We start from the raw sequence: 25,122 nt of genomic DNA, 5'->3' as shown, positions 1-25,122 counted from the left end.
TGTGAGGAGCCGCAGCAGCGATGGCCCGCCGCAGCACGAAGACCCCGCCGCCCGACGACTTCGAGGAGAGGATCCTCGACATCGACGTCGTCGACGAGATGCAGGGCTCCTTCCTCGAGTACGCCTACTCGGTCATCTACTCGCGCGCCCTGCCCGACGCCCGGGACGGCATGAAGCCCGTCCAGCGCCGGATCGTCTACCAGATGAACGAGATGGGCCTGCGCCCCGAACGCGGCTACGTGAAGTGCGCCCGGGTCGTCGGCGAGGTGATGGGCAAGCTGCACCCGCACGGCGACGCGTCGATCTACGACGCGCTGGTGCGCATGGCGCAGCCCTTCTCCATGCGGGTGCCCCTGGTCGACGGGCACGGGAACTTCGGTTCCCTGGGCAACGACGACCCGCCCGCGGCCATGCGGTACACCGAGTGCCGGATGGCGGACGCGACCTCCCTGATGACGGAGTCGATCGACGAGGACACCGTCGACTTCGCACCCAACTACGACGGCCAGGAGCAGGAGCCGGTGGCCCTGCCGGCCGCCTATCCGAACCTCCTGGTCAACGGCTCCTCGGGGATCGCGGTCGGCATGGCCACCAACATGCCGCCGCACAACCTGGGGGAGGTCATCGCCGCCGCCCGCCATCTGATCCGCCACCCGGGCGCCGACCTGGACGCGCTGATGAAGTACGTGCCGGGCCCCGACCTGCCGACCGGCGGCCGGGTGGTGGGCCTCTCGGGCATCCGGGACGCCTACGAGAGCGGCCGGGGCACCTTCAAGATCCGCGCGACGGTGTCGGTGGAGCCGGTGACCGCCCGGCGCAAGGGCCTGGTGGTGACGGAACTGCCGTTCTCGGTCGGCCCCGAGAAGGTCATCTCGAAGATCAAGGACCTGGTCGGCTCCAAGAAGCTCCAGGGCATCGCCGACGTCAAGGACCTCACCGACCGCGAGCACGGGCTGCGGCTGGTCATCGAGATCAAGAACGGCTTCGTCCCGGAAGCGGTGCTGGAGCACCTCTACAAGCTGACGCCGATGGAGGAGTCCTTCGGCATCAACAACGTCGCCCTGGTGGACGGCCAGCCGCTCACCCTGGGGCTGAAGGAGCTGCTGGAGGTCTACCTCGACCACCGGTTCACGGTGGTGCGCCGGCGCAGCGAGTTCCGGCGCACCAAGCGGCGCGACCGGCTGCACCTGGTGGAGGGCCTGCTGGTGGCGCTCGTCGACATCGACGAGGTCATCCGGGTCATCCGCTCCAGCGACAACAGCGCCCAGGCCAAGGAGCGGCTGATCGAGCGCTTCTCGCTGAGCGAGGTGCAGACCCAGTACATCCTGGACACGCCGCTGCGCCGCCTGACCAAGTTCGACCGGGTCGAGCTGGAGTCCGAGCGGGACCGGCTGACCGGGGAGATCGCGGAGCTGACGCGCGTCCTGGAGTCCGACGCCGAGCTGCGCAAGATGGTCTCGGGCGAGCTGGCCTCGGTCGCCAAGAAGTTCGGCACCCCGCGGCGCACCGTGCTGTTGGAGTCCGCGGGCAGCGCCCCGGCCGCCGCGGTGCCGCTCCAGGTGGCCGACGACCCGTGCCGGGTGCTGCTCTCCTCCACCGGCCTGCTGGCCCGCACCGCGACCGCCGAGCCGTTCGCCGCGGAGGGGGGGCGCCGCGCCAAGCACGACGTGATCGTGTCGGCGGTGCCCGCCACCGCGCGCGGCGAGGTGGGCGCGGTGACCTCCACCGGGCGGCTGTTGCGGCTGTCGGTGATCGACCTGCCCCAGCTCCCGGACACGGCGGCGGCCCCGGTGCTCTCCGGCGGAGCCGCGCTGGCCGAGTTCCTGACGCTGGAGGGTGACGAGCGGGTGGTCTGCCTGACCACCCTGGACGAGTCCTCGCCGGGCCTCGCGCTCGGCACGGAACAGGGCGTCGTCAAACGGGTGGTGCCCGACTACCCGTCCAACAAGGAGGAGCTGGAGGTCATCGCGCTGCGCGAGGGCGACCGGATCGTGGGCGGCGTCGAGCTGCGCACCGGCGAGGAGGACCTGGTCTTCGTCACGGACGACGCCCAGCTGCTGCGGTTCCCGGCGGCCCAGGTGCGTCCGCAGGGCCGGCCCGCGGGCGGCATGGCCGGCATCAAGCTCACCGAGGGCGCCAAGGTGATCTCCTTCGCCGCGGTCGACCCGGCGGCCGACGCGCTGGTCTTCACGGTGGCCGGCTCGCGCGGCACGCTGGACGACTCGGTGCAGACGACGGCCAAGCTGACCCCGTTCGACCAGTACCCCCGCAAGGGCAGGGCCACCGGCGGGGTGCGCTGCCAGCGGTTCCTGAAGGGCGAGGACTGTCTGGCCTTCGCCTGGGCCGGCCCGGCGCCCGCCCGGGCCGCGCAGCGCAGCGGCGCCCCCGTGGAGCTTCCGGAGATCGACCCGCGCCGGGACGGTTCGGGGGTGGCGCTGGGCAAGCCCGTCGCCGTGGTGGCCGGCCCGGTGTGACGGCCGGCGTCAGACCCGGTCGGGGACCTCGGGTTCCTCGACCGGGTACGGGCTGCCCTCGTCCGGGTCGAGGGGCCCGGGGACGTACCGCAGCACGCCCCACAGGGCGTGCTCGGCGGGCGGCTCCTCGTCGGGGGCGATCCGGCAGGCGTCCAGTCGTGCGGTGAGCGCCTCGGCGTCGAGTTCCGTCCCGATGAGGACGAGGCCGGTGGTGCGCTCCTCGTCGACGGGCCAGGGCTCGGGGTAGAAGCGCAGGAAGCGGCCGACGGCGTGCACCGCGTAGCGGTGGTCCGGGTCGACGGTGCCGAAGTCGACGTACCCCTTGATGCGGTAGAGCCCCTCGGGCCGTCCGTTCAGGACGTCCATCAGCCGGCGCGGGTGCAGCGCCCGGGCGGACCGGAACGCCACGGTCCCGTAGCCGTCGTGCAGGTGTCCGTGCCCGGGGGCTTCGGCTCCGGCCGTGCCGGCGGCCAGGTCGTCGAAGGAGAGCTGGCCCACCCGTTCCGCCACGGCCTTGCGGTCGAAGAGGAGTTCGGGGTCGATGCGGCCGTGGGCCACGCTGACCACGGCGGCCCGGTCGACCAGCCCCGTCACCGTCTCCCGCACCCGGTGCAGCTGCGCCGGCGGGACCCGGTCGGCCTTGTTGACCACCACCAGGTCGGCGATGCCCAGGTGCCGGTCCACCTCGGGGTGACGGAGGCGGGTGGCGTCGAACTCGACGGCGTCGACGACCTCCACCAGGCCCCCGTACACGATGTGCGGGTTCTCGCTCGCCAGGAGCATGCGGACCAGTTCCTGCGGTTCGGCGAGTCCGCTGGCCTCGATGACGACGAGGTCGATCCGTGCCTCGGGACGGGTCAGCCGGTCGAGGTAGGTGTCCAGTTCGCCGGCGTCGACGGCGCAGCACAGACAGCCGTTGCCCAGGGAGACGGTGGAGTCGCCGAGTTGGCCGGCGACCGCCATGGCGTCGATCTCGATGGACCCGAAGTCGTTGACGATCGCCCCGATCCGGCTCCCCCGGCTGCTGTGCAGCAGGTGGTTGAGCACGGTGGTCTTCCCGGCGCCGAGGAAACCCGCGAGCACGACGACCGGAACCTGCTGCTGCGCCACGGCGCGACCTCTCCCCTGGGCTGGACCGTCCCGGCCCGCGCCCGGAGGGGCGGGCCGGGGACCAGGATACGAGGGTCCGGCGGGGGCTCCGACCGCCGCGGCAACCCCGCGGAACGGGGAGTTCCGGTACACCGGGTTAGGCTCGCCTGCGTGAGTACGTGCACGAGTGCCTCGCAGGGCTTCGGCGAGCCCCTGGCCGGGACCGCGGCCACCGCCCGGACCTGGCTGCTGATCGAGCAGCCCGGCCCGTGGGGGGCCAAGGCCCTCACCCAGAGCCGTCTGGACCCCGGGATCGGCGGGGCGCTGGAGGCCGCCGCCCGCGGCACCGGGGTGCGGGTCGCCCTGATCCGCCGGCCGGGGCGGCACGCCGACCGGCACCGGGCGGGGCGGCGCCGGATGTACGCCGCGCACACCGTGCCCGGTGCCGGCTGGGTGCGGGAGGCCCCGGACGGCGACCCGGCCCGGCTGCTCGACCTCGACTTCACGGCGCTCGGCGCCGGCGACCCGCACGGGTTCGACCTGCACACCGGTGCCGGTGCGCACCGGGGCGCCCCGCTGGTGCTGGTGTGCACCAACGGCAAGCGCGACCGCTGTTGCGCGCTGCGCGGCCGACCGCTCGCGCACGAACTGGCCGCCTCCGGCACCCCGGGCGTCTGGGAGGTCACCCACCTCGGGGGGCACCGCTTCTCGCCGACGGCCCTGGTCCTGCCGTACGGATACGCGTACGGCAGGGCGGACGCGCCGCTGTTGAAGGAGGTCCTGACGGCGGTCGAGCGGGGGCGGATCGTCACCGAGGGCTGTCGGGGCGGTTCGGCGTGGGAGCGACCCGGCCAGGCCGCCGAGTTGGCGGTGCGCCGAGCGGTGCGGGAGGAGGCCGCGGACGTCCTGGAGGTGGTGCGGACCGAAGGGGAGGCGCCCCGCTGGGAGGTGACCGTGTCCCACGTCGACGGGCGGAGTTGGCGGGTGACGGTCGCCCGGGGCGCCTCGCTGCCGCCCCGGCCGGAGAGTTGCGGCGGGTCCGCGGCGACCCCGGCGCGTATGGACGTGATCGCCGTCCGTGCCGTTGCCGGAGGGCCCGTGCCGTCGGGACCGTGACCCCTCCGGCACGGAGCGTCATTCCCCGTTCGCCGTCACGAGATCCCCACCACAGGGACTACGGCCGAGGCCCCCGGGCCCCGTACCGTTCGTACACATGAGCTCGTCTCCCCCCACGCGCCGCCTGCGGCTCGGCCTGCCCCGGCGGGTGTTCTCGCAGGTGCTCCTGATGCAGCTGGCGATCGCCGCCGGCGTCGCCGTGCTGGCCACGGGGCTGTTCCTGGCGCCGCTCAGCGACCAGCTCGACGACCAGGCGATGCGCCGCGCGCTGTCCATCGCCCAGACGACCGCCGCGCAGCCCCAGATCGCCCGGGACATGACGGCGTCCGTCCCGACCCCCGGCGGGCCGGTCCAGGACGTCGCGGAGCGCATCCGGCGGGCCAGCGGTGCCGAGTACATCGTCATCATGAACACGGACGGGGTGCGCTGGTCGCACACCGACCCCCGCCAGATCGGCCAGGTGGTCTCCACGGACCCCAGCGTCCCGCTGTCGGGCGACGAGATCATGGAGATCGACAACGGCACCCTCGGGCGCTCCGCCCGCGGGAAGGTGCCGTTGCGCGACGCCCACGGCACGATCATCGGCGCGGTGTCGGTCGGCATCGAGTACGACAGCGTGCGCGCCCGGCTCATCCACACCATCCCCAGCCTGCTGGCCTACGCGGGCGGGGCGATGGCCGTGGGCGCGCTCGCCGCGTACCTGATCTCCCGCCGGGTGCAGCGGCAGACCCGGGACCTCGCCTTCTCCGACATCTCCGCGCTGCTGGCCGAGCGCGAGGCCATGCTGCACGGCATCCGCGAGGGCGTGGTGGCGCTCGACCGCAACGGCCGCATCCGGCTGCTGAACGACGAGGCGAGCCGGCTGCTGAACCTCGGCACCAGCGCGGTGGGCCGGTCCCTGGACGCGGCGTTGGGACCGGGCCGCACCACCGACGTCCTGGCCGGCCGGGTCACCGGCACCGACCTGGTCACGGTCCGGGGGCTGCGGGTGCTGATCGCGAACCGGATGCCCACCGACGACGGAGGCGCCGTCGCCACCCTCCGGGACCGCACCGAACTGGAGCAACTGGGCCGGGAGCTGGACTCCACGCGCGGTCTGATCGACGCCCTGCGGGCGCAGGACCACGAGCACGCCAACCGGATGCACACCCTGCTCGGCCTGCTGGAGCTGGAGATGTACCAGGAGGCCGTCGAGTTCGTCGGCGAGGTCGCGGGCGCCCACCGGGTCACCGCGGAGCAGATCACCGAGAAGATCCACGACCCGTTGCTCGCCGCCCTCCTCGTCGGCAAGGCGACGGTCGCGGCCGAGCGCGGCGTCTCGCTCGCCGTCTCCCCGGACAGCTACCTCCCCGACCTGCTGGTCGATCCGCGCGGGCTGGTCACCATCGTCGGCAACCTCGTGGACAACGCCCTGGACGCCTCCTCGGGGTCGCCGGACGCCCGGGTGGTGGTCGAACTGCGGGCCGAGGGGCGCACGGCGGTGCTGCGGGTGCGGGACAGCGGCCCCGGGGTGCCGCCGGAGCAACGGGAGACCATCTTCCTGGAGGGATGGACCACCAAGAAGGTCCCGGCGCGCGGCAAGCGCGGCATCGGTCTGGCGCTGGTGCGCCGGCTGGCCGAGCGCGAGGGCGGGGGCGCGGAGGTGGGCGAGTCCCCGGACGGCGGCGCGGAGTTCACCGTGCGGCTGCCGGAGGCGCTGACCGGCGAGGAACTGGCGAACCAACTGACGAACACCGAGGAGGCCCGGTGATCGAGGTCCTGGTCGTCGACGACGACGTCCGCGTGGCGGACGTGAACGCGGCGTACGTCGAGAAGATCACCGGCTTCCGCGTGGCGGCCAAGGCGTACAACGCGGCCGAGGCCCTGGCGCAGGTGGAGCACGGCAAGGTCGACCTCGTCCTGCTCGACCACTACCTCCCCGACGAGACCGGCCTCGACGTGGTGCGCCGGCTGCGCGAGCGCGGCCACCAGACCGACGTGATCATGGTGACGGCTGCCCGGGACGTGGGCACCGTCCAGGCCGCGATGCGCCTCGGCGCGCTCCAGTACCTGGTGAAGCCGTTCGCGTTCTCCGGACTGCGGAGCAAGCTGGAGGCCTACGCGGCGCTCCAGCTCACCCTGCGCGGCGGCGGCGAGGCCGAGCAGGCGGAGGTCGACCGGATCTTCGGCGCGCTCGCGGTGCGCGGGGAGCCCGCCCTGCCCAAGGGCCACTCCCCCACCACGGCCGAGTTGGTGCGCAAGGCGCTGCTGTCCGCCGAGGGCCCGGTATCCGCCCAGGAGTTGGCGGACCGCACCCGGTTGAGCCGGCAGACGGCACAGCGCTACCTGAAGCTGCTGGAGCGGGCGGGGCGGGTGCGGCTGAGCCTCAAGTACGGGGAGACGGGGCGCCCCGAGCACCGCTACGCCTGGGTCACGCGTGCGTGAGCCCCCGCGCGGCGGGGGAAGTGCGCGGGGGCTCACCTGGAAGGGCCGGGGGCAGCCCTTGGTCTGTGTGCGGTTCTGGGGGGCTCCGGTCCGGCCGGGCCCGTCGGGGCGGCACCGCGGTCGGTGACGGCCCCGGCGGCGGGTGGTGGGGGTTCACCCGCCGCCGGGGGCGCCGGCCGGTCGGAGGGCCGCCGCCGTGGCGGTGCGGAACTCGCCGGGCAGGGCGCGCTCCGGGCGGTGCCCGGCCGGCGGGTTGCCGTCCTCGGCCTCGTTGACCGTCGTCTCGGTGCGGGACGGGACGTTCTCCACCCCGGGACCGTCACCGCCCGGCCCCCCGCTCACCAGGGACAGTCCCACCAGCGCGCCCAGCGCCATCGCCCCCGCGCCGACGGCCGACACCCACCTACCGCTGTCCCGCATGTGCATCACGTCCTCGTGGGGGTCTCTTCCCGACGGCCCCGAAGGGCGCGTCAGGGGCCGGGGGTGCGGCGACCCGCCCCGGGGGAGCGGGAGGGGCCGCCGGGCCTTCAGCGGGGCGTACAGGGGTTCTGGCGGGGGTTCGTGGCGACGGGGCGGGGGCGGCGGGCAGCCCGGGCGGGGTGCGCCGTCCGGGAGGGTCGTTCCCGTACGGTTCGGTGGACCGGCTCAGTGCACGGTGCCGAACCGCCGCGGGCGGGTCACCGACCGCCCGCGGACTGGTTATCTGTGCTCATGGGCCGGCACGCTAAGTGGGATGTGCGCCGCAGTGCGATCCTTGTGCGCGCTGGCCCATCTTCTGATTGCAAAACCCTGTTGTGCTCGTTTTGCGCGCGCTAGAACAACGAAGCCTCACCATGGGCTTAACCAGAAAGGCCCGGTCGATGATTGACGTCCTGGTCGTGGACGACGACTTCCGCGTCGCAGAGATCAACGCCCGCTACGTGGCCAAGGTCCCGGGGTTCCGCGTGGTCGGTCGCGCCCACGACGCCTCCCAGGCCCTCGCCGCCGTGGCGCGGGAGGAGATCGATCTCGTCCTGCTCGACCACTACCTGCCCGACCGGACCGGACTCTCCCTCGTCCAGCACATGCGTCAACTCGGCCACCGCACCGATGTGATCATGATCACGGCCGCGAGCGACGTCACCACCGTGCAGGACGCCATGCGTCTGGGCGCCCTGCACTACCTGGTGAAGCCCTTCACCTTCGACGCGCTGCGCAGTCGTCTGGAGGCGTACGCGGCCCTACGCCGCACGGTGGACCGCGTCGGCGGCAGCGGAATGGCCGGCCAGGAACAGGTGGACCGGATCTTCGGCGCCCTGCGGACCACCTCCGCGACGCCGCCCCAGGGATTGCCGAGCGGGCACTCGGTGCCGACGACCGACCTGATATGCGGGGTGCTGCACCGCGCCGCACAGCCGCTCTCCGCACACGAGGTGGCCGCCCAGACCGGACTCAGCCGCTCCACCGCCCAGCGTTACCTGCGCCACCTGGAGCAGGCCGGCCGGCTCCAACTGACCCTGCGGTACGGGGACACGGGCCGGCCCGAGCACCGCTACGCCTGGGTGTCCCCCCGCGGCTCCGAACGCTGAGGACCCCCGGCCCCGCCGCCCGACGGGCGGCGGGGCCGGGGGTCGCCGCGGACGGCGTCAGGCGTCGATGCGCGAACGGTCGAGGGTCGCCGCGGAACTGGTGATGAACTCCTTGCGGGGCGCCACCTCGTTGCCCATCAGCAAGTCGAACACCTGCTCGGCGGCGTCGAGGTCGGCGATGTTGATCCTGCGCAGGGTGCGGTACCGCGGGTCCATGGTGGTCTCGGCCAGTTGGTCGGCGTCCATCTCCCCGAGGCCCTTGTAGCGCTGGATGGCGTCCTTGTAGCGGACGTTCTTGCGCCGGAACTCCAGCAGCGTCTCGCGCAGTTCCCGGTCCGAGTACGTGTAGACGTACTTGTCCTGGCCCCGCTTGGGCTGGATCAGTTCGATCCGGTGCAGCGGCGGAACGGCCGCGAAGACCCGGCCCGCCTCCACCATGGGGCGCATGTACCGCTGGAACAGCGTCAGCAGCAGGCACCGGATGTGGGCGCCGTCGACATCGGCGTCCACCAGCAGGATGATCTTGCCGTAGCGGGCCGCGTCCAGATCGAAGGTCCGTCCCGATCCCGCCCCTATGACCTGGATGATCGCACCGCACTCGGCGTTCTTCAGCATGTCCGAGACCGAGGACTTCTGAACGTTGAGGATCTTGCCGCGGATCGGCAACAGGGCCTGGAACTCGGAGTTGCGGGCCAGCTTCGCCGTACCGAGCGCGGAGTCCCCCTCCACGATGAACAACTCGCTGCGCTCCACGTCGTCGCTGCGGCAGTCCGCGAGCTTGGCCGGCAGCGAGGACGATTCCAGGGCGGTCTTCCGGCGCTGCGCGTCCTTGTGCTGGCGCGCCGCGATGCGGGTGCGGGCGGCGGCGACGACCTTGTCCATGACCGCCCGGGCCTGCGCCTTGGCGTCCCGCTTGGTGGCGGTCAGGAACGCCTTGAGTTCCTTGGCGACCACGGCGGCGACGATGCGGTTGGCCGCGGAGGTGCCGAGCACCTCCTTGGTCTGCCCCTCGAACTGGGGCTCGGCCAGCCGGACCGTGACGACCGCCGTGAGGCCCTCCAGGGCGTCGTCCTTGACCACGTCGTCCTCAGCGACCCGGAGCAGCTTCTGGGCGCGCAGGACCTCGTTCACGGTCTTGGTCACGGAGCGTTCGAAGCCGGTGACGTGGGTGCCGCCCTTGGGCGTGGCGATGATGTTCACGAACGACCGCACCCTGGTGTCGTAACCGGTGCCCCAGCGCAACGCCACGTCCACGCCCAGTTCCCGGGTGACCTCGGTGGGCACCATCTGCCCCCGGTCGTCGAGGACGGGCACGGTCTCCTTGAAGGTGCCCTGGCCGGAGAAGCGCAGGACGTCGCAGACGGCCTTGTCGGTGGCCAGGTACTCGCAGAACTCGCTGATGCCGCCGTCGAAGCGGAAGGACTCCTCGCCCTTGCTGCCGCCCTCGCCCAGGCCGTACTCGTCCCGGACCACGATCGTGAGCCCGGGCACCAGGAACGCCGTCTGACGCGCGCGCTGGTGGAGCGTCTCCAGGTTGAGCTTGGCGTCCTTGAGGAAGATCTGCCGGTCGGCCCAGTACCGCACCCGGGTGCCGGTGCGCGTCTTGGGGACGCGCTTGCCCTTGCGCAGGCCGCTCGCGGCGTCGAAGGACGCCTCCGGGCCGGCGCCGGCGAAGGCTCCGGGCACCCCTCGCCGGAAGCTGATCGCGTGGGTGTTCCCGCCGAGGTCGACCTCCACGTCCAGCCGCGCGGACAGAGCGTTGACCACCGAGGCGCCGACCCCGTGCAGACCGCCGGAGGCGGCGTAGGCACCGCCGCCGAACTTGCCGCCCGCGTGGAGCTTGGTCAACACGACCTCGACGCCGGACAGGCCCGTCTTGGGCTCGATGTCGACCGGGATGCCCCGACCGTTGTCCCGCACCTCGACCGAGCCGTCGTCGTGCAGGACGACGTCGATGTGGTCGCAGTACCCGCCGAGGGCCTCGTCGACCGAGTTGTCGATGATCTCCCAGAGGCAGTGCATCAGGCCGCGGCTGTCCGTCGACCCGATGTACATGCCGGGCCGCTTGCGCACCGCCTCCAGGCCCTCCAGGACGAGCAGGTGCCGCGCGGTGTAGTTGGAACCGTCGTCTGTCGCGGTCAGCAGCGCAGTGGACGGCACGGACGTCTCGGCGGTCACGCGGTTCGCTCCTCGCTGAATTTCAGATGGGGCCCGTGGGGGTGGGCCCCGGCTTCGGTAGCCGCTCAGAGGGTACCGAGCCCTGGTGGAGCCGTGTGTCACGCCACCCGCACACGCCATCAGCCTAGTCCACGATCGCACGCCCGTTCGATTCCCCGATGGGGTGAAGCACACATCACGTTCCCTTCCAGGCATGAACCATTTAGGCTCCGGGCACGTCCTCATGAACAACCGGCAACAGCCGGCGAGGACCGAACCGGACAACAGCGCGAACCCGTACGACACGAAGACACGCAATACGGCACATTCGCCGCCACCCGGCAGCAGACAGCCGCCCCGGAGGGATCGGAAAGATTTTTTCGGGGAGAAGCCGCGAGCGGGAACGTTTTCGGCCTGGTTGGATGTTGACCCTGGTACGACAGCTCGTCGAGCTAGAGAAGAGGCGACGTGACTACTGTTCTGACCCCCGCGAGCCCGCTGACGGCCGCTGACCGCTGCGATCGTTGCGGCGCCCAGGCTTACCTCCGCGTGGTCCTGTTGAGCGGCGGTGAACTGCTCTTCTGCGCCCACCACGGTCGTAAGTTCGAGCCGGAACTCAAGAAGATCGCCGCTGAGATACAGGACGAGACGGAGCGTTTGAACGCCGTCCCGGCCTCGGCCGAGGCCGAGGAACGCTGACACTTCGCATCCACGACGAGCCAGCACCGGCCCCGGCCGGCGAACCGGGCGGTCCCCGCACGACGGGGCCCGCCCGTTCTCCTTGGCCCGGGCCCGGGCCAAGGCGGGCTCAGTCGTCCGCGGAGTCCTCGGGAGCCATGGCCGCGGGCTCCGGCCCCGTCACCACCGCCGACAGCCGGGTGTAGACGCCCGGACTGCCGGCACGACCGCACCCGCTCCCCCACGACACCAGTCCGATCACCTTCCCCCGCGCCACCAGCGGCCCGCCGCTGTCGCCCTGGCAGGCGTCCCGCCCGCCGTGCGGCGCCCCGGCGCAGAGCATCGTTTCGGCCAGGTACCGGCCTTCGGGTCCGCCCGGGTAGGCCCGTCCGCAGACCTCGTCCGCCAGCACCTGCACCTGGCCGGAACGCAGCGCGGAGGCGTAGTCGCCCCGTCCCGTGGCATCGCCCCAGCCGTAGACGGCGGCGGCGGTGCCCGGCGCGTACGCCGGGTCGCCTGGTCCGGCGACCTCGATGGCGTACCCCTCCGGCAGGGGCTCCACGAGCGTCAGCACGCCCACGTCCCACGCGTTCGTCGTCCGGTCGTGGCGGGCGCTCACCCGGACGTCCCGCACCCGCACCTCGACGCCCTCCGTGCCGCGGAGGTCACTGCGGCCCGCGATCACGGAGAGGTCGCCCGGTCCCGGTGCGGTGCCCAGCGCCTCCGGCCCCAGGCAGTGGGCGGCGGTCAGCACCGTCGTCGGCCCCACCGCGACCCCGCCGCAGAACTGCCCGGCCCGGGTACCCCCGAACCGGTCACGGCTGGACAGGGCGACCACCCACGGGTTGTCCGCCGCGGCGACCGGATGCCCCCCGACGACGAAGCCGTCCGCAGACGCCTCCTCGGGGCCCGCCGGGGCCAGTACGGCGGCGAAGGCCGCCAGGAACAGGGCACCGGACAGGGTGCCGGCACGGAGACGGGGCATGCGCTCTCCTCACTCGGGGTGTGCGGTGACCCACCCAGCGTCGGCCGGCCGGGGTCGTCCCGCACCCGCACGCCGGAGGCCCGGCCCCCGTCGGGGGCCGGGCCTCCGGACCGTGGCCGGGACCGGCCGATCAGTCGAGGTAGTCGCGCAGGACCTGGGAGCGCGAGGGGTGACGCAGCTTCGACATGGTCTTCGACTCGATCTGGCGGATGCGCTCGCGGGTGACCCCGTAGACCTTGCCGATCTCGTCCAGGGTCTTCGGCTGACCGTCGGTGAGGCCGAAGCGCATGGAGACGACGCCCGCCTCCCGTTCCGACAGGGTGTCGAGCACCGAGTGCAGCTGCTCTTGGAGGAGGGTGAAGCTGACGGCGTCGGCCGGTACGACGGCCTCGGAGTCCTCGATCAGGTCGCCGAACTCGCTGTCGCCGTCCTCACCGAGCGGGGTGTGCAGCGAGATGGGCTCGCGGCCGTACTTCTGGACCTCGATGACCTTCTCCGGGGTCATGTCGAGTTCCTTGGCCAGCTCCTCCGGGGTGGGCTCGCGGCCCAGGTCCTGGAGCATCTGCCGCTGCACGCGCGCCAGCTTGTTGATGACCTCGACCATGTGCACCGGGATGCGGATGGTGCGGGCCTGGTCGGCCATGGCGCGGGTGATCGCCTGACGGATCCACCAGGTGGCGTACGTGGAGAACTTGTAGCCCTTGGTGTAGTCGAACTTCTCGACGGCGCGGATCAGACCGAGGTTGCCCTCCTGGATCAGGTCCAGGAAGAGCATGCCGCGGCCGGTGTAGCGCTTGGCCAGCGAGACCACGAGGCGGAGGTTGGCCTCCAGCAGGTGGTTCTTGGCGCGACGGCCGTCCTCGGCGATGATCTCCAGCTCGCGCTTGAGCTTGGGGGCCAGCTTGTCGGCGTTGGCCAGCTTGTCCTCGGCGAAGAGCCCGGCCTCGATGCGCTTGGCCAGCTCCACCTCCTGCTCGGCGTTGAGGAGGGGGACCTTGCCGATCTGCTTCAGGTAGTCCTTGACCGGGTCGGCGGTGGCACCGGCCGCGGCGACCTGCTGGGCCGGTGCGTCGTCCTCGTCCTCGTCGGACAGGACGAAGCCCTGGCTGCCGTCCTCGGCGGGCTCGTCACCGGGCTTGCCGGGAACGCCCGTCGTCTCCTCGGACGTCTCGTCGTCGAGGACCTCGTCGGCGTCCTTCTTGGTGGTCGCCCGCTTGGCCGTGGTCTTCTTGGCGGCGGTCTTCTTGGCGACCGCCTTCTTGGCCGTGGTCTTCTTGGCCGCCGCCTTCTTGGCGGGGGCTGCCTCCGCCTCGGGCCCGTCGGCGGCCGTGGCGCCGGCAGCCGACGAGGGAGCGGCCTTCTTGGTGGTGACCGTCTTGGCGGCGACGGTGCGGGTCGCGGTCCGCTTGGCCGGACTCTTCGCTGCGACGCTCTTTCGGGTGCGCTTGGGCTCCGCGGCACTGACCATCAGCGTCACACCCTCTTCCTCGAGGATCTGATTGAGGCTGCGCAGTACGTTCTTCCACTGAGTGGCCGGAATCTGGTCAGCTTCGAAGGCCCGACGCACGTCATCGCCGGCGATCTGCCCCTCAGCCTTTCCCCGCTCGATGAGCGCCATGACAGAGACGGACTCGGCGATCTCCGGCGGGAGCGTACGGGATGTGCTGGCCGACACGAACAACCTCTCGGAACGTTGGAAAACGGCTTCCGGCCCCGTCCACGACGGACGGGTGCCGACGACCGTCGACTGGGGATGGGTCGACGACGCGCGGGCTCGGGTCCAGGAGATCGCAGCGCCGGCTACGGCTGCCGCACGTCCTCCTCGACTGTCACCTCTTAGGTCATCGCACAGTCCCCAGGAGCGTTACGGTCAATCTGCGTGGCCCGAGTCACACCCCGTACTTACCCAAAGCCTGCTAGACCCGACCAGAATCGGTCAGGGGTGTGCGACCGGCTACTTCAACCCGATCTCACATGACCGCACTCGATCAAGCCGCGGATCTGGCAGAACGAGCGCCCCGGGTGGGACCGGGGCGCTCCGGAAGCACTCCGCGTGACGGTTCGCGCCGGAGCGGAATCCTCGCCCCGTTGCGCGACGGGAAGGCGACGCGCCTCCGCCCGCCCCGGGTCGGGCGCCGGCGCGGAGACCGTCCCGGCGCGCCGGGTTCCCGGACGGTACGGGCCGGGCGAGCCTCCCGGGGCTCCCCGCGGAGGCACCGAACCCCGTTCGGGCACGAGGGAACGGTTCCCCGCCGGGCCCCGGCCGAGCGGCCCGGCGCGGCCGGGGCAGCCCCGTTCGCGACGTCCTCCCGGGGCCGGGCGCCTCCGACGGGTGACGATCGGGCTCAGTGCTCCCGCGGGGCCGGCACGACGCGCTCCACCTCGGGGTGGGCGGTCAGCAACTGACGCATCGCGGCCTCGGCCGCGGCGCCGTCCCCCTGGGCGAGCGCGTCGACGATGCGGGCGTGGTGGACCAGGGCCCCTTCGTGCGGTCGGTCACAGCCGGTGACCGGTCCGCCCGACACCTGGAGGGCCGCCGAGACGATCCCCGACAGGTGTTCCAGCATCCGGTTGCCCGCGGCCTGGATCAGCAGGCCGTGGAACTCGGCGTCCGCGCGGGCGAGGGTGACCGTGTCCCCCTGGCCGAGCGCGTGGCCCATGATCTCGACCATGTCGGTGAGCCGCTGCTGCACGTCTTCACGGCCGTGGCCGGCGGCGAGGCGGGCCGCCAGGGGGTCGATGGTCCACCGCAGCTCGTTCAGTTCGCGGCGCTGGTCATCCCGCTGGGGTCCGAAGGCGCGCCATTCGATGATGTCGGGGTCCAGCAGGTTCCAGTCGCTGACCGGCCGCACCCGGGTCCCGACGTTGGGGCGGGCGCTGACCAGTCCCTTGGCCTCCAGCACGCGCAGGGACTCCCGGACCACGGTGCGGGAGACCTCGAAGCGCTGCCCGATCTCCTCGGGTACGAGCGGACGGTCGGCACCGAGATCACCGGAAACGATCATCTGGCCGAGCTGTTGGACGAGTTGGCCGTGCAGACCGCGACCGCGGCTGCCCGCCGCTCGCCTGCCGACCCGCCCCAGTTCCTGGTCGGAACCGTCCCAGACGGGAGTTCCGCGATCCGGGACGGAGGTCTCGGGGTAGGGGTAACGGTCGAGTCCGCCCGACCCGGACAGGCCGGACTCCGTGGTGCGGGCGGTGGTCATCATGGTGTGCGCAAGGGTACTCACGGATCCTTTGTCGGCCTTGCCCCCGGACGCCTTGAGGTCTTTGGTGAAAAGCACACGAAAGGGTGATCGCTCACCCCTTCGCAATTGACGCCTTATCGGAAAGAAGTGAACGTCCCCCGGGAAGTCCTGCACACCCCGCGATCGATTGGGCCGGACCAGTGCGTCAACGCACCCTGCTGCGGCCCACGATGAGGAGGTACGCGCCCAGCAACGCGGTGAGCGAGAGGGCCAGGGCGCCCCCGACCGGTTGGGCGATCACCCGGAACGCCGCCGCGAGGTAGCGCTCCGCCCCGAAGGGCCACATCGTGAACTCGTGCAGTCGCGCCGGCAGTCCCGCGACGGAGCGCACCGAAGGCCCCGACAGCACCCGCTGCACCAGCGGGACCACCAGCACCGGCACGGCCAGAACGGCCGCGAGTCCCGCCGCCGTCGATCTGAACAGGCCCGCCGCGAGGACACCGGCCCAGGCGCAGCCGGTGACCAGCCCCAACCAACTCGCCGTGAGCGTCGCCCACCGCTCGGGGAGTCCGCCGACGTCCGGCCCGTAGAGGAGGTGCAGGAGTGCCGCATCGCCGACCGCGGTGACCACGGCGAGGACGAGGGCGGTGACCGCCGCGACGGCCATCTTGGCACCGAGCAGTCCGAGTCGGCGGGGCACGGTGCCGCGGTGCGCCGCGAGCGCCGGGTGGCGGTACTCGTCCCCGAAGGCGAGCGCGCCGAGCAGGCCCGCGGCCAGGGCCGCCGGCGGTAGGGGGAGTTGCTCGGGCCAGCCGGCCAGCAGTCTCGGCTGCGGCGTGTGGCCGATCCCGCCCAGGACGACGGCGAGCACCGCCGAGGTGAGGAGCGCCGCCGCGCAGGTGCGGTATCCGGTGGCGATGCCGGTGGCACGGCGCAGCTCGTAGCGGATCGGATGGAGCGGCGGTCGAGGGGGGCCGGCCGTGAAGGCGGGGGGCGAGGCGTCCTCCGGTTCACCGGTGTTCCCGGTGGCGGTCGGCGTCGGGGGCGGCTCGGCGGCTGGCGGACCGACCGGCTCCGCCGCCGGGCCGAGCGGGTCGGGGGTACCTGCGTCCGCGGTCTCGTCGGCGAGTTGGTGCAGGAGGATGCCGTGCCGGTAGGCGGCTTCGCCGACCTCCGGGCAGTCGCTTCCGTACACGGCCAGGCGGTTGCCGTCCTCGGCCCGCACCTCGACCGGCCGTCGAGCGGCCCTGGCCTCCTTGGTGATGAGCTGGGCCAGCCGCAGGGCCTGCGGGCTGCGCACGACGACGCGGGGGCGCAGCCGGGTACGCGCGAAGTCGGCCGTTTCCTGGTCGGCGATGACCCGTCCGGCGTCGAGCGTGACCACGCGGTCGGCGTGGCGGGCGGCCTCCTTGGCGTCATCCGTGGTGAACAGGACCGTGCCGCCGCAAGAGGCGTGTGTCCGCAACAGGCCGTGCAGCCAACGGCGTTCGGGAAGAGAAAGTCCGTTCGACGGGGCGTCGAGCACCAGGGTGTGCGGATCGGCGAGCAGCGCGCAGGCGAGGGCGAGGCGGCGGTCCGTGTCGCGCGAGAGGCGGCCGAGTCGTTCGTCGCCCAAGCGGTCCAGGCCCATGGCCTCCAGGACCTCGTCGGCGCGCCGGGTGCTGGCTCCGGCGGCGGCGCACAGCATCCTCAGGTGGCCCCGCACCGATCGGGCGGGGTGACCGGGGACATCGCCCAGGACCACTCCCACCTCGCGCGCGGGATCGGGGATGCGGTGCAGGGGGCGGCCGCGGAAGTGGCCGACTCCGCGGCCCGGCTGGAGTTCGAGGAGCAGGCGGAGCACCGTGGACGTGCCGGCTCCGGGCTCTCCGAGCAACGCGGTGATCCGACCGGTCGGCGCCTCGAAGGAGACGTTGTCGACGGTCGGCGTCCGCCCCCCGTCGTGCGGTGTGCTGGTCAGTCCGATGGCCTGGATCATCGCTTCTCCCGGGGGAGGACGACCGCTCGGCGGCCCGCGGGGCGCGCGCCCGACGGCGGGGCGGACGAACGTGTTGGGTACCCGAGCAAGATAGCGCGACGAACAAGACTTTTCGGTCATTGTGGAGTGCGGGAGTCGACGGGGCCGGGCTTCCCGGGGTGCCGCCGTGCCGACCGCGTCCCGGCTGTGCGTCAGACCTCCGGCCTCAGCATGGGCGGGTTCAGGAGGGTGGCGCCCCCGGCGCGGAACAGTTGCGCCGGCCGCCCGCCCTGGCGCGTGGTCGTGCCGCCGGCGGGGACGAGGAACCCGGGCGTCCCGGTCACCTTGCGGTGGAAGTTGCGCGGGTCCAGGGCGACGCCCCAGACGGCCTCGTAGACCCTGCGCAGTTCCCCCACCGTGAACTCGGGCGAGCAGAAGGCGGTGGCGAGTGAGGAGTACTCGATCTTCGAGCGGGCCCGCTCGACCCCGTCGGCCAGGATGCGGGCGTGGTCGAAGGCCAGGGGGGCCGGCCGCTCGTCCCCCCGGCCGGGACCGCTCTGCGCGAGCAGTTCCTCGACCGGTGCCCACCGGGCGTTGCTGGCGTCCCCTCCCGCCCGGGGTGCGGGCAGATCGGGGGCGAGGGCGAGATGGGCGACGCTCACCACCCTCATGCGGGGGTCCCGCTCGGGGTCGCCGTAGGTGGCGAGTTGTTCGAGGTGCGCGCCGTGCGGCCGGGTGGGATCGGACGGGTCGTGGACGGACAGCCCGGTCTCCTCCGCCAGTTCGCGGGCCGCGGCGGCCGACAGGTCCTCGTCGGCCCGCACGAAGCCGCCGGGGAGCGCCCAGCGCCCCTGGAACGGGGACTCTCCCCGTCGCACCGCCAACGCGCACAGCGCGTGGCGTCGCACGGTCAGCACCACCAGGTCGACGGTGACGGCGAAGGGCGGGAAGGCTGACGGGTCGTAGGGGGGCATGCCCGTGATCATAGTCGTCTCCCTGACGATAAACACTCCCTTCCACGGTCCTGACAGATCCCTTTCGCCCCGCCGCCGCCCCTTCCGGGGTCCGGAAGGGGTGCGGCGGCAGGGCTCCGCACCCGGGCCCGGTGGCCCCCGCGCCGGCCGGCCTCCCCCGCTCATTCGCTCCGGTCGTCCCCCGGCCCGGCGGCGCGGTCCGGGCCGGTGCGGGGCACCGGACGGGGGCGGGCGGTCGGGCGGGGGCGGGACTTCGGACGGGCGGGGGGACCGCTGGGCAGCGGGCCGCGTGCTCCCCCGGACGCCCGCTGACGCGCCTTGGCGCGGCGGAGCGCCGCCCCGGTCCGTACGGACCTCGGAAGGACCGGGGCGGTGGCTCCCGGGAGGGGGCCGTGCGCCGCTTCGGCAGGGCCGGCGGTGCGGCTGCGGCTTCCCTCCCGGCGAATGCACTCCCGGACCGTCTCGGGGCTCAGACCGTCGTTGCACGCCTGGTGCAGCAGCCGGGCGAAGAGGTAGTCCGGGTCGGCGGCCAGGGACATCGCCAGCGCCTCGCGCGCCTCCAGGTCGTCCCCGGTGGACCAGGCGACCCAGCCGGCGAGCGCCAGCGGCGCCGCCGCGTGGTGCGCGTACGGGCCGACGCACCGCCGGGCGAGCGTGCGCCAGAGCCTGAGCGCGCCGAGCGCCTCAGGTCCTTCCATCCACTCGGCCGCGCGGTCCCGGGTGCCGCGGTCCTGGAGGCCGATGAGGAGGGCCGCCGCCTCCTCGTGACCGAGCAGGGCGTCATCGGCGCGGTCCGCGGCCGCCGGATCGGGGGCGACGGGCGCGGCGCACAACCGGCTGACCGCGCCGCGGGCCCGTGCGAGGGTGGCCTCGGACACCTCGGGGCGACCGGTGCGGTCGCCGCCCGGAGGCATCAGCGCGGCGCGCGCCAGGTCGAGGGCCGCTTCCTGGGCCCGGGCCGCACCGCCCTGCCAGGGGGCGAAGCGCGTGCGCAGGTCCTTCAGCGTCCCCCGCACCCGGATGCCGGCGTAGGCCGCCGCCGCGGCCAGCACCGAGGAGCCGGGCAGCCCCATCGGAAGGCCCTCCGGCGGGCAGCAGCGGTCGTCCGGGCAACAGAAGGACCAGAAGGACCCCCCGGACAGGCACAGCGCCTCCACCATGGGAACCCCGAGGGTCCCGCACGCCCGGCGCAGGGCTCCGGCGAGCGGACGGAGCTCCTCCACGACCTGACGGCCCGCCCCGTCCCGGGCCGGTTCCCGGCAGACGAAGGCGATGACCGCGTCGGCACGGCAGCCCCGCAGTCGTGATCCGATCACCAGGGACCGGGCCAGTTCGTCCGCCGCGGCCTGCCAGTCCGCGGGGTGGGAGGGAATGCCGACGCGCACCCGTCCGCCGAAGCGGCTGTGCCCCTGCTGCCGGTGCAGGGCCAACAGGACGACGATGTCCTCGGGGCGGAAGCCGAGGATGTACGGGAGCGCGTCGGCCAGCTCCGCGGCGGAGCGCAGCTTGATGGGGTCTCCGAAATCGGGGCAGTCGATGAGTCGGGCCGCGGGACCCGGACTCCGGGCGAGGTGCGCGGAGCCGTGGGCGGGGTGGTCGCCGGCCGCGGAGCCGTGGTCCTCGCCTCCGCGCTCGCCGGGCCCGGGGGTGTCGTCGTGGTTCGTCATGGATCGACGATCCCCCGGAATGAAATGTTCCGGTTCTTCCTGTGGATAACCCGTGTCAGGGACACGCCGGAAGTTTTCCACAGGAAGAAGGGCTCGGTCGCGCGATGTCGGCCCCATCGGGTTGCATGGGGGCATGAGCGACGAAGACCTCCGCACGGCCGCCGACACCGTCCTCGCCCGATTGGTCGGCGCCCCCACCGCCCGACTGCGGGAGGACCAGTGGCGCGCGATCGAAGCCCTGGTCGCCGAACGGCGCCGGGCGCTCGTGGTGCAGCGCACCGGCTGGGGCAAGTCCGCGGTGTACTTCGTCGCGACCGCCCTGCTGCGCGAGCGGGGCAGCGGCCCCACCGTGATCGTCTCCCCGCTCCTGGCCCTCATGCGCAACCAGGTGGAGGCCGCCGCCCGTGCGGGCATCCACGCCCGCACGATCAACTCCGCGAACCCGGAGGAGTGGGAGACCGTCCGGGCCGAGATCGCGGCGGGCGCCGTGGACGTCCTGCTGGTCAGCCCCGAACGCCTCAACAACCCCGACTTCCGGGACAACGTGCTTCCCCAACTGACAGTGGCCACTGGTCTGTTGGTGGTGGACGAAGCCCACTGCATCTCGGACTGGGGACACGACTTCCGGCCCGACTACCGACGGCTGCGGACGATGCTGGCCGAGCTCCCGCCCGGTGTCCCGGTGCTCGCCACCACCGCGACGGCGAACGCCCGCGTCACCGCGGACGTCGCCGAGCAGCTCGGCACGGGGAACACCCGGCCCGACGACGGGTCGGACACCGGGAGCGCCCTGGTCCTGCGCGGGCCGCTGGACCGGTCCAGCCTCAGCCTCGGCGTCCTGACCCTGCCGGACGCCGCCCACCGCCTGGGCTGGCTCTCCGAGCACCTCGACGCCCTGCCGGGCTCGGGCATCGTCTACGCCCTCACGGTGGCCGCGGCCGAGGAGGTGACCGCCCACCTGCGCCAGCAGGGGCACACCGTGGCGTCCTACACCGGGAAGACCGAGAACGCGGACCGCCAGCAGGCGGAGGAGGACCTGTTGGCCAACCGCGTCAAGGCACTGGTCGCCACCTCGGCCCTGGGCATGGGCTTCGACAAGCCGGACCTCGGTTTCGTGGTCCACCTCGGCTCCCCCGCCTCACCGATCGCCTACTACCAGCAGGTGGGCCGGGCCGGCCGGGGCGTGGAGCACGCGGAGGTGCTGCTCCTGCCGGGCCGCGAGGACGAGGCGATCTGGCAGTACTTCGCCTCCCTGGCCTTCCCTCCGGAGCAGCAGGTGCGCAGAACTCTGGAGGTGCTCGCGGAGGCCGACCGCCCGCTGTCGCTGCCCGCCCTGGAGCCCCTGGTGGACCTGCGGCGCAACCGGTTGGAGACCATGCTGAAGGTCCTGGACGTCGATGGTGCGGTACGGCGGGTCAAGGGCGGCTGGACCTCCACCGGCCGCCCCTGGGCGTACGACGCCGAACGCTACGCCTGGGTGAACCGGCAGCGCTCCGCCGAGCAGGAGGCCATGCGGGAGTACGCCCGGACCACCGGGTGCCGCATGGAGTTCCTGCGCCGCCAACTGGACGACGAGACGGCGGCCCCCTGCGGCCGCTGCGACAACTGCGCCGGAGCCCGGTTCGAGGTCGAGGTCTCCGGCTCCGCGCTGGAGTCCGCGCGCGGCGAGTTGCAACGCCCCGGGGCGGAGGTGGAGCCCCGACGCATGTGGCCGACCGGGCTCGCGGCCGTGGGCATCGGCCTCAAGGGGCGCATCCCCGCCGGGGAACTCGCGTCGACCGGCCGGGCCCTCGGACGCCTCTCGGACATCGGCTGGGGCAACCGGCTGCGCCCGATGCTGGCCCCGCACGCCCCCGACGGCCCGGTCCCGGACGACGTCGCGGGGGCCGTGGTGGACGTGCTCGCCGACTGGGCCCGAGGACCGGGCGGTTGGGCTTCGGGCGCCCCGGACGCGGCGGCCCGGCCGGTCGGCGTGGTCACGGTGCCCTCGCTCGGCAGACCGCAGTTGATCGGCTCGCTGGCGCACCGGATCTCGGAGGTGGGGCGCATCCCGTTGCTCGGTTCCCTCGTCTACGCACCGGGGCACGAGACCACCCACGTCCCGCGGAGCAACAGCGCCCAGCGGCTGAAGGCGCTCGACGGCGCGCTGACCGTCCCCTCGGAACTGGCGCTCGCGGTCAAGCGCGCCGAGGGGCCGGTGCTCCTGGTGGACGACCGGACGGAGACCGGGTGGACACTGGCAGTGGCGGCGCGCCTGCTCCGCAGGGCCGGCGCGACCGAGGTGTTGCCCCTGGTGCTCGCCGTGCCGGGGTGAACCCCCGCTCCGGATGGGGCGGATGGGTCGGCGGCCGGAGTCCCCACGGCGCACGCGGGCGCGCCCGGCCGGCTCGTCCGGCTTCGGCGGGGCGGAAGCGGGGTACGAAACCAAGATGGTGGAGGGTGACCGCGATTCCCCACATCTCGACCCAGGGATATACGTAACGAAGAGCATCAAATAGGTCGACGGTCTCAATTGCTCGTTGCCGCAATCCCGTACGCCGGGAAGAATCGGTCTTGCTCCCCTGCGGCTCGCCGTCTCCCGAGAGGGTCACGCCGTGGTGCGCTCCCCCACGTCCGTTTTCGCCCCGAATGTGGGCGCGTAGCCGAAGGGAGGGCCGTGACCTTCGGATTTGCTCCGTCCAAGGCTGCATCGTTGTCTGCGTCCTCGACGCGTGAGGACCTGTCGACCGATGCAGCCAACCAACTGGCCCGGATGTTGGAACCCGCTGAATGGGCAGCGGCCGGGATACCCCTGCTACGGAACCCACGCGAAGTCGTCAGCGGGCTGCACGCCCGCCACCGACCGACGCCCGCCACCGCGGTCGTCGCCGTCCTCGATCCCGACGAGCGCCTCAGAGCGAGCGCTTCGTTCACCCGTCGTGCCGTCACGCCTGACGGGTGGGTGTTCCGCAACGCCCTGCTGGCCCAACTCCGCCGGGTGATCCCGCACGACCTCCGGCGCCGCGCCCCGGTCCGCACCGCGGTCCTGCTCTACTGCCGGGACGGGGACGCGCGCTGGACGCGGGAGGACGGGGCCTGGATGTGGGGGCTCCGTGACGCGTGCACCCTGCACGGGCTGCGCTGCGGCGCCTACATCACCCTGACCCGTGACGGATGGCAGGTGCTCGGCGAGGGACGCGGTGGCCGCAGGCCCAGCTCGCTCTCGTCCTCCCAGGACTTCGCCGCGGATCTGACGCCCCTGCCACCGCGCGCCGGTGGGGCCGCTTCCGACCTGATGCGGCGCGCGGCGGCACGCTGAGTCACCACCGACCGACGGCCGGGGCCCGGGACGCACCACGGCGTCCCGGGCCCCGGCCGACCGGCACCGTGCCGCAGCTGCTCAACACGCCCGCGGGGGGTGGTCCGGAAGGCTCCGGACCACCCCCCGCGGCATGTGGTCAAACCCCCGCGCCCAGCAGCGCGTTGACGCGCTGCGGGTCACCGCAGACGATCAACAGGCTGCCCGCCTTGGCCCGGGCGAGCGACAGGCCGGCAGAAACGTCTCCGCCGTTGACCGCGGCGACCACCACGGGCCGGGCCTCAGCCCGGTCCAGGGCCAGCGCGTCGGCGTAGAAGACGTCGTCCCGGGCGTCGTGCTGCGCCCAGTAGCCCTCCTCGCCGAACGACAGCTCGTGGGCGGCCCAGGGGTGCTGCTCCCCGGTGGTGACCACGAGGATCTCTTCGGGGGACCGACCGGAGTCCAACAACAGGTCGACGGTCTCCTCCGCAGCGTCCAACGCGCCCTCGGCCGAGGCCGGGATCAGCTGGAGCTGCGGGGTGCCGGAGGCCGGCGGTGCGACGGCTCCGGCGCTCGACGACCCGCGCGGCGTGCGCTGCGCGGGTGGCGTGGGACGGGGCGGACCCGGGCGCGGTGGCACCGCGGAACGCGGACCGGGTACGGGGCGGGGGGTCGGCGCGGACTGGCCACTGGCCGGGGTTGCGCGGGGACCCTGGGCACTCTCGTGAATCTGAGGCTCCTCGGGAATGAGAGGCATGAGCTGACATCTATCAAACGCCGGTGCGACTGGCCCCGGCGGGTGGCACATCAGTGCGGGCGAACGCGTCAGAAGTCGAAGCCGAGCTGGCCCTCGATCCCCGGAGCGCTCTCGTCCGCCCAGCTGCGGGCCTTCTTGAGGTGGCGCCACCGGGGCAGCCCGTCAAGATAGGCCCACGTCAGGCGGTGGTACGGGGTCGGCCCCCGCTCCGCCAGCGCGGCCCGGTGCACCGGTGAGGGGTAACCGGCGTTGGCCGCGAAGTCGAAGTCTGCATGCTCGAAGCCCAGTTCGGCCATCATTTTGTCGCGCCGGACCTTGGCGATCACGGACGCGGCGGCCACCGCGACGCAGGACCTGTCCCCCTTGATCACGGTCCGTACGCGCCAAGGGGTGCCCAGGTAGTCGTGCTTCCCGTCGAGGATGACCGCGTCGGGGCGCACCGGAAGGCCCTCCAGGGCCCGCACGGCGGCGAGCCGCAGGGCGGCCGTCATGCCCAGGGCGTCGATCTCCTCGTGCGAGGCGTGCCCCAGGGCGTGCGCGGTCACCCACCCCTCCAGTTCCGCGGCGAGCGAGGTGCGCCGCTTGGGGGTGAGGAGCTTGGAGTCCGTCAGCCCTTCCGGAGGCCGTCGCAGTCCGGTGACCGCGGCGCAGACGGTGACGGGGCCCGCCCAGGCGCCACGACCCACCTCGTCGACGCCAGCGATGACTTTCGCCCCCGTGGTGGCGCGCAGCGAGCGCTCAACGGTGTGGGTAGGTGCTTCGTATGGCATGGCACCTGTCAGCCTACGCCGCCGTACGGGCCGGCCGACAC

Annotated in this window: 19 protein-coding genes; 8 read left to right on the top strand and 11 right to left on the bottom strand. The window is 73.0% G+C overall.

The features are described 5' to 3' along the window. Positions 1 to 20: 20 nt before the first annotated feature. The gene (locus ACSMX9_RS23595) at positions 21 to 2,474 is read left to right on the top strand and encodes a DNA gyrase/topoisomerase IV subunit A (RefSeq protein ID WP_445396732.1); all 2,454 of its coding nucleotides are present in this window, start codon (positions 21 to 23) and stop codon (positions 2,472 to 2,474) included. A gap of 9 nt (positions 2,475 to 2,483) precedes the next feature. Here ACSMX9_RS23595 and ACSMX9_RS23590 read toward each other — a convergent pair whose 3' ends face one another. Beyond that, positions 2,484 to 3,584 (bottom strand): CobW family GTP-binding protein, encoded by a 1,101-nt coding sequence (locus ACSMX9_RS23590; protein WP_445396730.1) that lies wholly within the window; start codon positions 3,582 to 3,584, stop codon positions 2,484 to 2,486. A gap of 150 nt (positions 3,585 to 3,734) precedes the next feature. Here ACSMX9_RS23590 and ACSMX9_RS23585 point away from each other — a divergent pair, with 150 nt between their 5' ends. From ACSMX9_RS23585 to ACSMX9_RS23575, 3 genes are all read left to right on the top strand, one after another. Further along, entirely contained in the window at positions 3,735 to 4,679 is a 945-nt protein-coding gene (locus ACSMX9_RS23585; RefSeq protein ID WP_445396729.1) for a sucrase ferredoxin, read from the top strand. Between the two features lie 97 nt (positions 4,680 to 4,776). After that, positions 4,777 to 6,429 carry a sensor histidine kinase gene (locus ACSMX9_RS23580; RefSeq protein ID WP_351243669.1) on the top strand — a complete coding sequence of 551 codons (1,653 nt, stop codon included), beginning with the start codon at positions 4,777 to 4,779 and terminating at the stop codon, positions 6,427 to 6,429. Next, a complete protein-coding gene (locus ACSMX9_RS23575) occupies positions 6,426 to 7,103 on the top strand; it encodes a response regulator (RefSeq protein WP_445396727.1) in 678 nt (225 codons plus the stop codon). Before ACSMX9_RS23580 ends, ACSMX9_RS23575 begins: the two co-directional genes overlap by 4 nt. 153 nt (positions 7,104 to 7,256) lie before the next feature. Here the strand turns inward: ACSMX9_RS23575 and ACSMX9_RS23570 are convergent, their stop codons facing one another. Then, positions 7,257 to 7,523 carry a hypothetical protein gene (locus tag ACSMX9_RS23570; RefSeq protein ID WP_445396725.1) on the bottom strand — a complete coding sequence of 89 codons (267 nt, stop codon included), beginning with the start codon at positions 7,521 to 7,523 and terminating at the stop codon, positions 7,257 to 7,259. Between the two features lie 440 nt (positions 7,524 to 7,963). Between ACSMX9_RS23570 and ACSMX9_RS23565 the strand changes: the two genes are divergently transcribed. After that, positions 7,964 to 8,671: a response regulator gene (locus tag ACSMX9_RS23565; RefSeq protein ID WP_351243663.1), complete on the top strand. Its 708-nt coding sequence runs from the start codon at positions 7,964 to 7,966 to the stop codon at positions 8,669 to 8,671. A 57-nt stretch (positions 8,672 to 8,728) separates the two neighbouring features. Here the strand turns inward: ACSMX9_RS23565 and ACSMX9_RS23560 are convergent, their stop codons facing one another. Then, positions 8,729 to 10,849, bottom strand: a complete 2,121-nt coding sequence (locus ACSMX9_RS23560) for a DNA gyrase/topoisomerase IV subunit B (protein WP_445396723.1) — start codon at positions 10,847 to 10,849, stop codon at positions 8,729 to 8,731. A gap of 447 nt (positions 10,850 to 11,296) precedes the next feature. Between ACSMX9_RS23560 and ACSMX9_RS23555 the strand changes: the two genes are divergently transcribed. Then, a complete protein-coding gene (locus tag ACSMX9_RS23555) occupies positions 11,297 to 11,527 on the top strand; it encodes a DUF7455 domain-containing protein (protein WP_351243659.1) in 231 nt (76 codons plus the stop codon). A gap of 109 nt (positions 11,528 to 11,636) precedes the next feature. Here ACSMX9_RS23555 and ACSMX9_RS23550 read toward each other — a convergent pair whose 3' ends face one another. The 6 genes from ACSMX9_RS23550 to ACSMX9_RS23525 all read right to left on the bottom strand — a co-directional run bounded on the left by ACSMX9_RS23550 (position 11,637) and on the right by ACSMX9_RS23525 (position 20,277). Next, positions 11,637 to 12,491 (bottom strand): S1 family serine peptidase, encoded by an 855-nt coding sequence (locus tag ACSMX9_RS23550; RefSeq protein WP_445396721.1) that lies wholly within the window; start codon positions 12,489 to 12,491, stop codon positions 11,637 to 11,639. Between the two features lie 130 nt (positions 12,492 to 12,621). Continuing rightward, a complete protein-coding gene (locus ACSMX9_RS23545) occupies positions 12,622 to 14,166 on the bottom strand; it encodes an RNA polymerase sigma factor (protein ID WP_445396719.1) in 1,545 nt (514 codons plus the stop codon). Between the two features lie 670 nt (positions 14,167 to 14,836). Further along, positions 14,837 to 15,721 (bottom strand): FadR/GntR family transcriptional regulator, encoded by an 885-nt coding sequence (locus ACSMX9_RS23540; RefSeq protein WP_366114729.1) that lies wholly within the window; start codon positions 15,719 to 15,721, stop codon positions 14,837 to 14,839. Positions 15,722 to 15,884: 163 nt separating this feature from the next. Further along, positions 15,885 to 17,657 carry an ATP-binding cassette domain-containing protein gene (locus tag ACSMX9_RS23535; protein ID WP_445396717.1) on the bottom strand — a complete coding sequence of 591 codons (1,773 nt, stop codon included), beginning with the start codon at positions 17,655 to 17,657 and terminating at the stop codon, positions 15,885 to 15,887. A 191-nt stretch (positions 17,658 to 17,848) separates the two neighbouring features. Then, on the bottom strand, positions 17,849 to 18,610 hold the full coding sequence (locus ACSMX9_RS23530; protein WP_351243649.1) for an NUDIX hydrolase: 762 nt from the start codon (positions 18,608 to 18,610) through the stop codon (positions 17,849 to 17,851). 161 nt (positions 18,611 to 18,771) lie between these two features. After that, positions 18,772 to 20,277: a DUF4192 domain-containing protein gene (locus ACSMX9_RS23525; protein ID WP_445396715.1), complete on the bottom strand. Its 1,506-nt coding sequence runs from the start codon at positions 20,275 to 20,277 to the stop codon at positions 18,772 to 18,774. A 133-nt stretch (positions 20,278 to 20,410) separates the two neighbouring features. Between ACSMX9_RS23525 and ACSMX9_RS23520 the strand changes: the two genes are divergently transcribed. Together ACSMX9_RS23520 and ACSMX9_RS23515 are read left to right on the top strand one after the other, a co-directional pair. After that, positions 20,411 to 22,591 carry a DEAD/DEAH box helicase gene (locus ACSMX9_RS23520; RefSeq protein WP_445396713.1) on the top strand — a complete coding sequence of 727 codons (2,181 nt, stop codon included), beginning with the start codon at positions 20,411 to 20,413 and terminating at the stop codon, positions 22,589 to 22,591. Positions 22,592 to 22,933: 342 nt separating this feature from the next. Continuing rightward, positions 22,934 to 23,575, top strand: coding sequence for a hypothetical protein (locus tag ACSMX9_RS23515; RefSeq protein ID WP_351243643.1), 642 nt, complete (start codon positions 22,934 to 22,936; stop codon positions 23,573 to 23,575). A 139-nt stretch (positions 23,576 to 23,714) separates the two neighbouring features. Here ACSMX9_RS23515 and ACSMX9_RS23510 read toward each other — a convergent pair whose 3' ends face one another. Next, a complete protein-coding gene (locus ACSMX9_RS23510) occupies positions 23,715 to 24,311 on the bottom strand; it encodes a hypothetical protein (protein ID WP_445396711.1) in 597 nt (198 codons plus the stop codon). A gap of 68 nt (positions 24,312 to 24,379) precedes the next feature. Continuing rightward, positions 24,380 to 25,081: a ribonuclease HII gene (locus tag ACSMX9_RS23505; protein ID WP_351243639.1), complete on the bottom strand. Its 702-nt coding sequence runs from the start codon at positions 25,079 to 25,081 to the stop codon at positions 24,380 to 24,382. Positions 25,082 to 25,122 lie beyond the last annotated feature (41 nt).

The organism is Streptomyces sp. LE64 (assembly GCF_052606915.1).
Note: the sequence above shows the minus strand (reverse complement) of the source record. Positions and strands in the feature narration are given on the sequence as shown.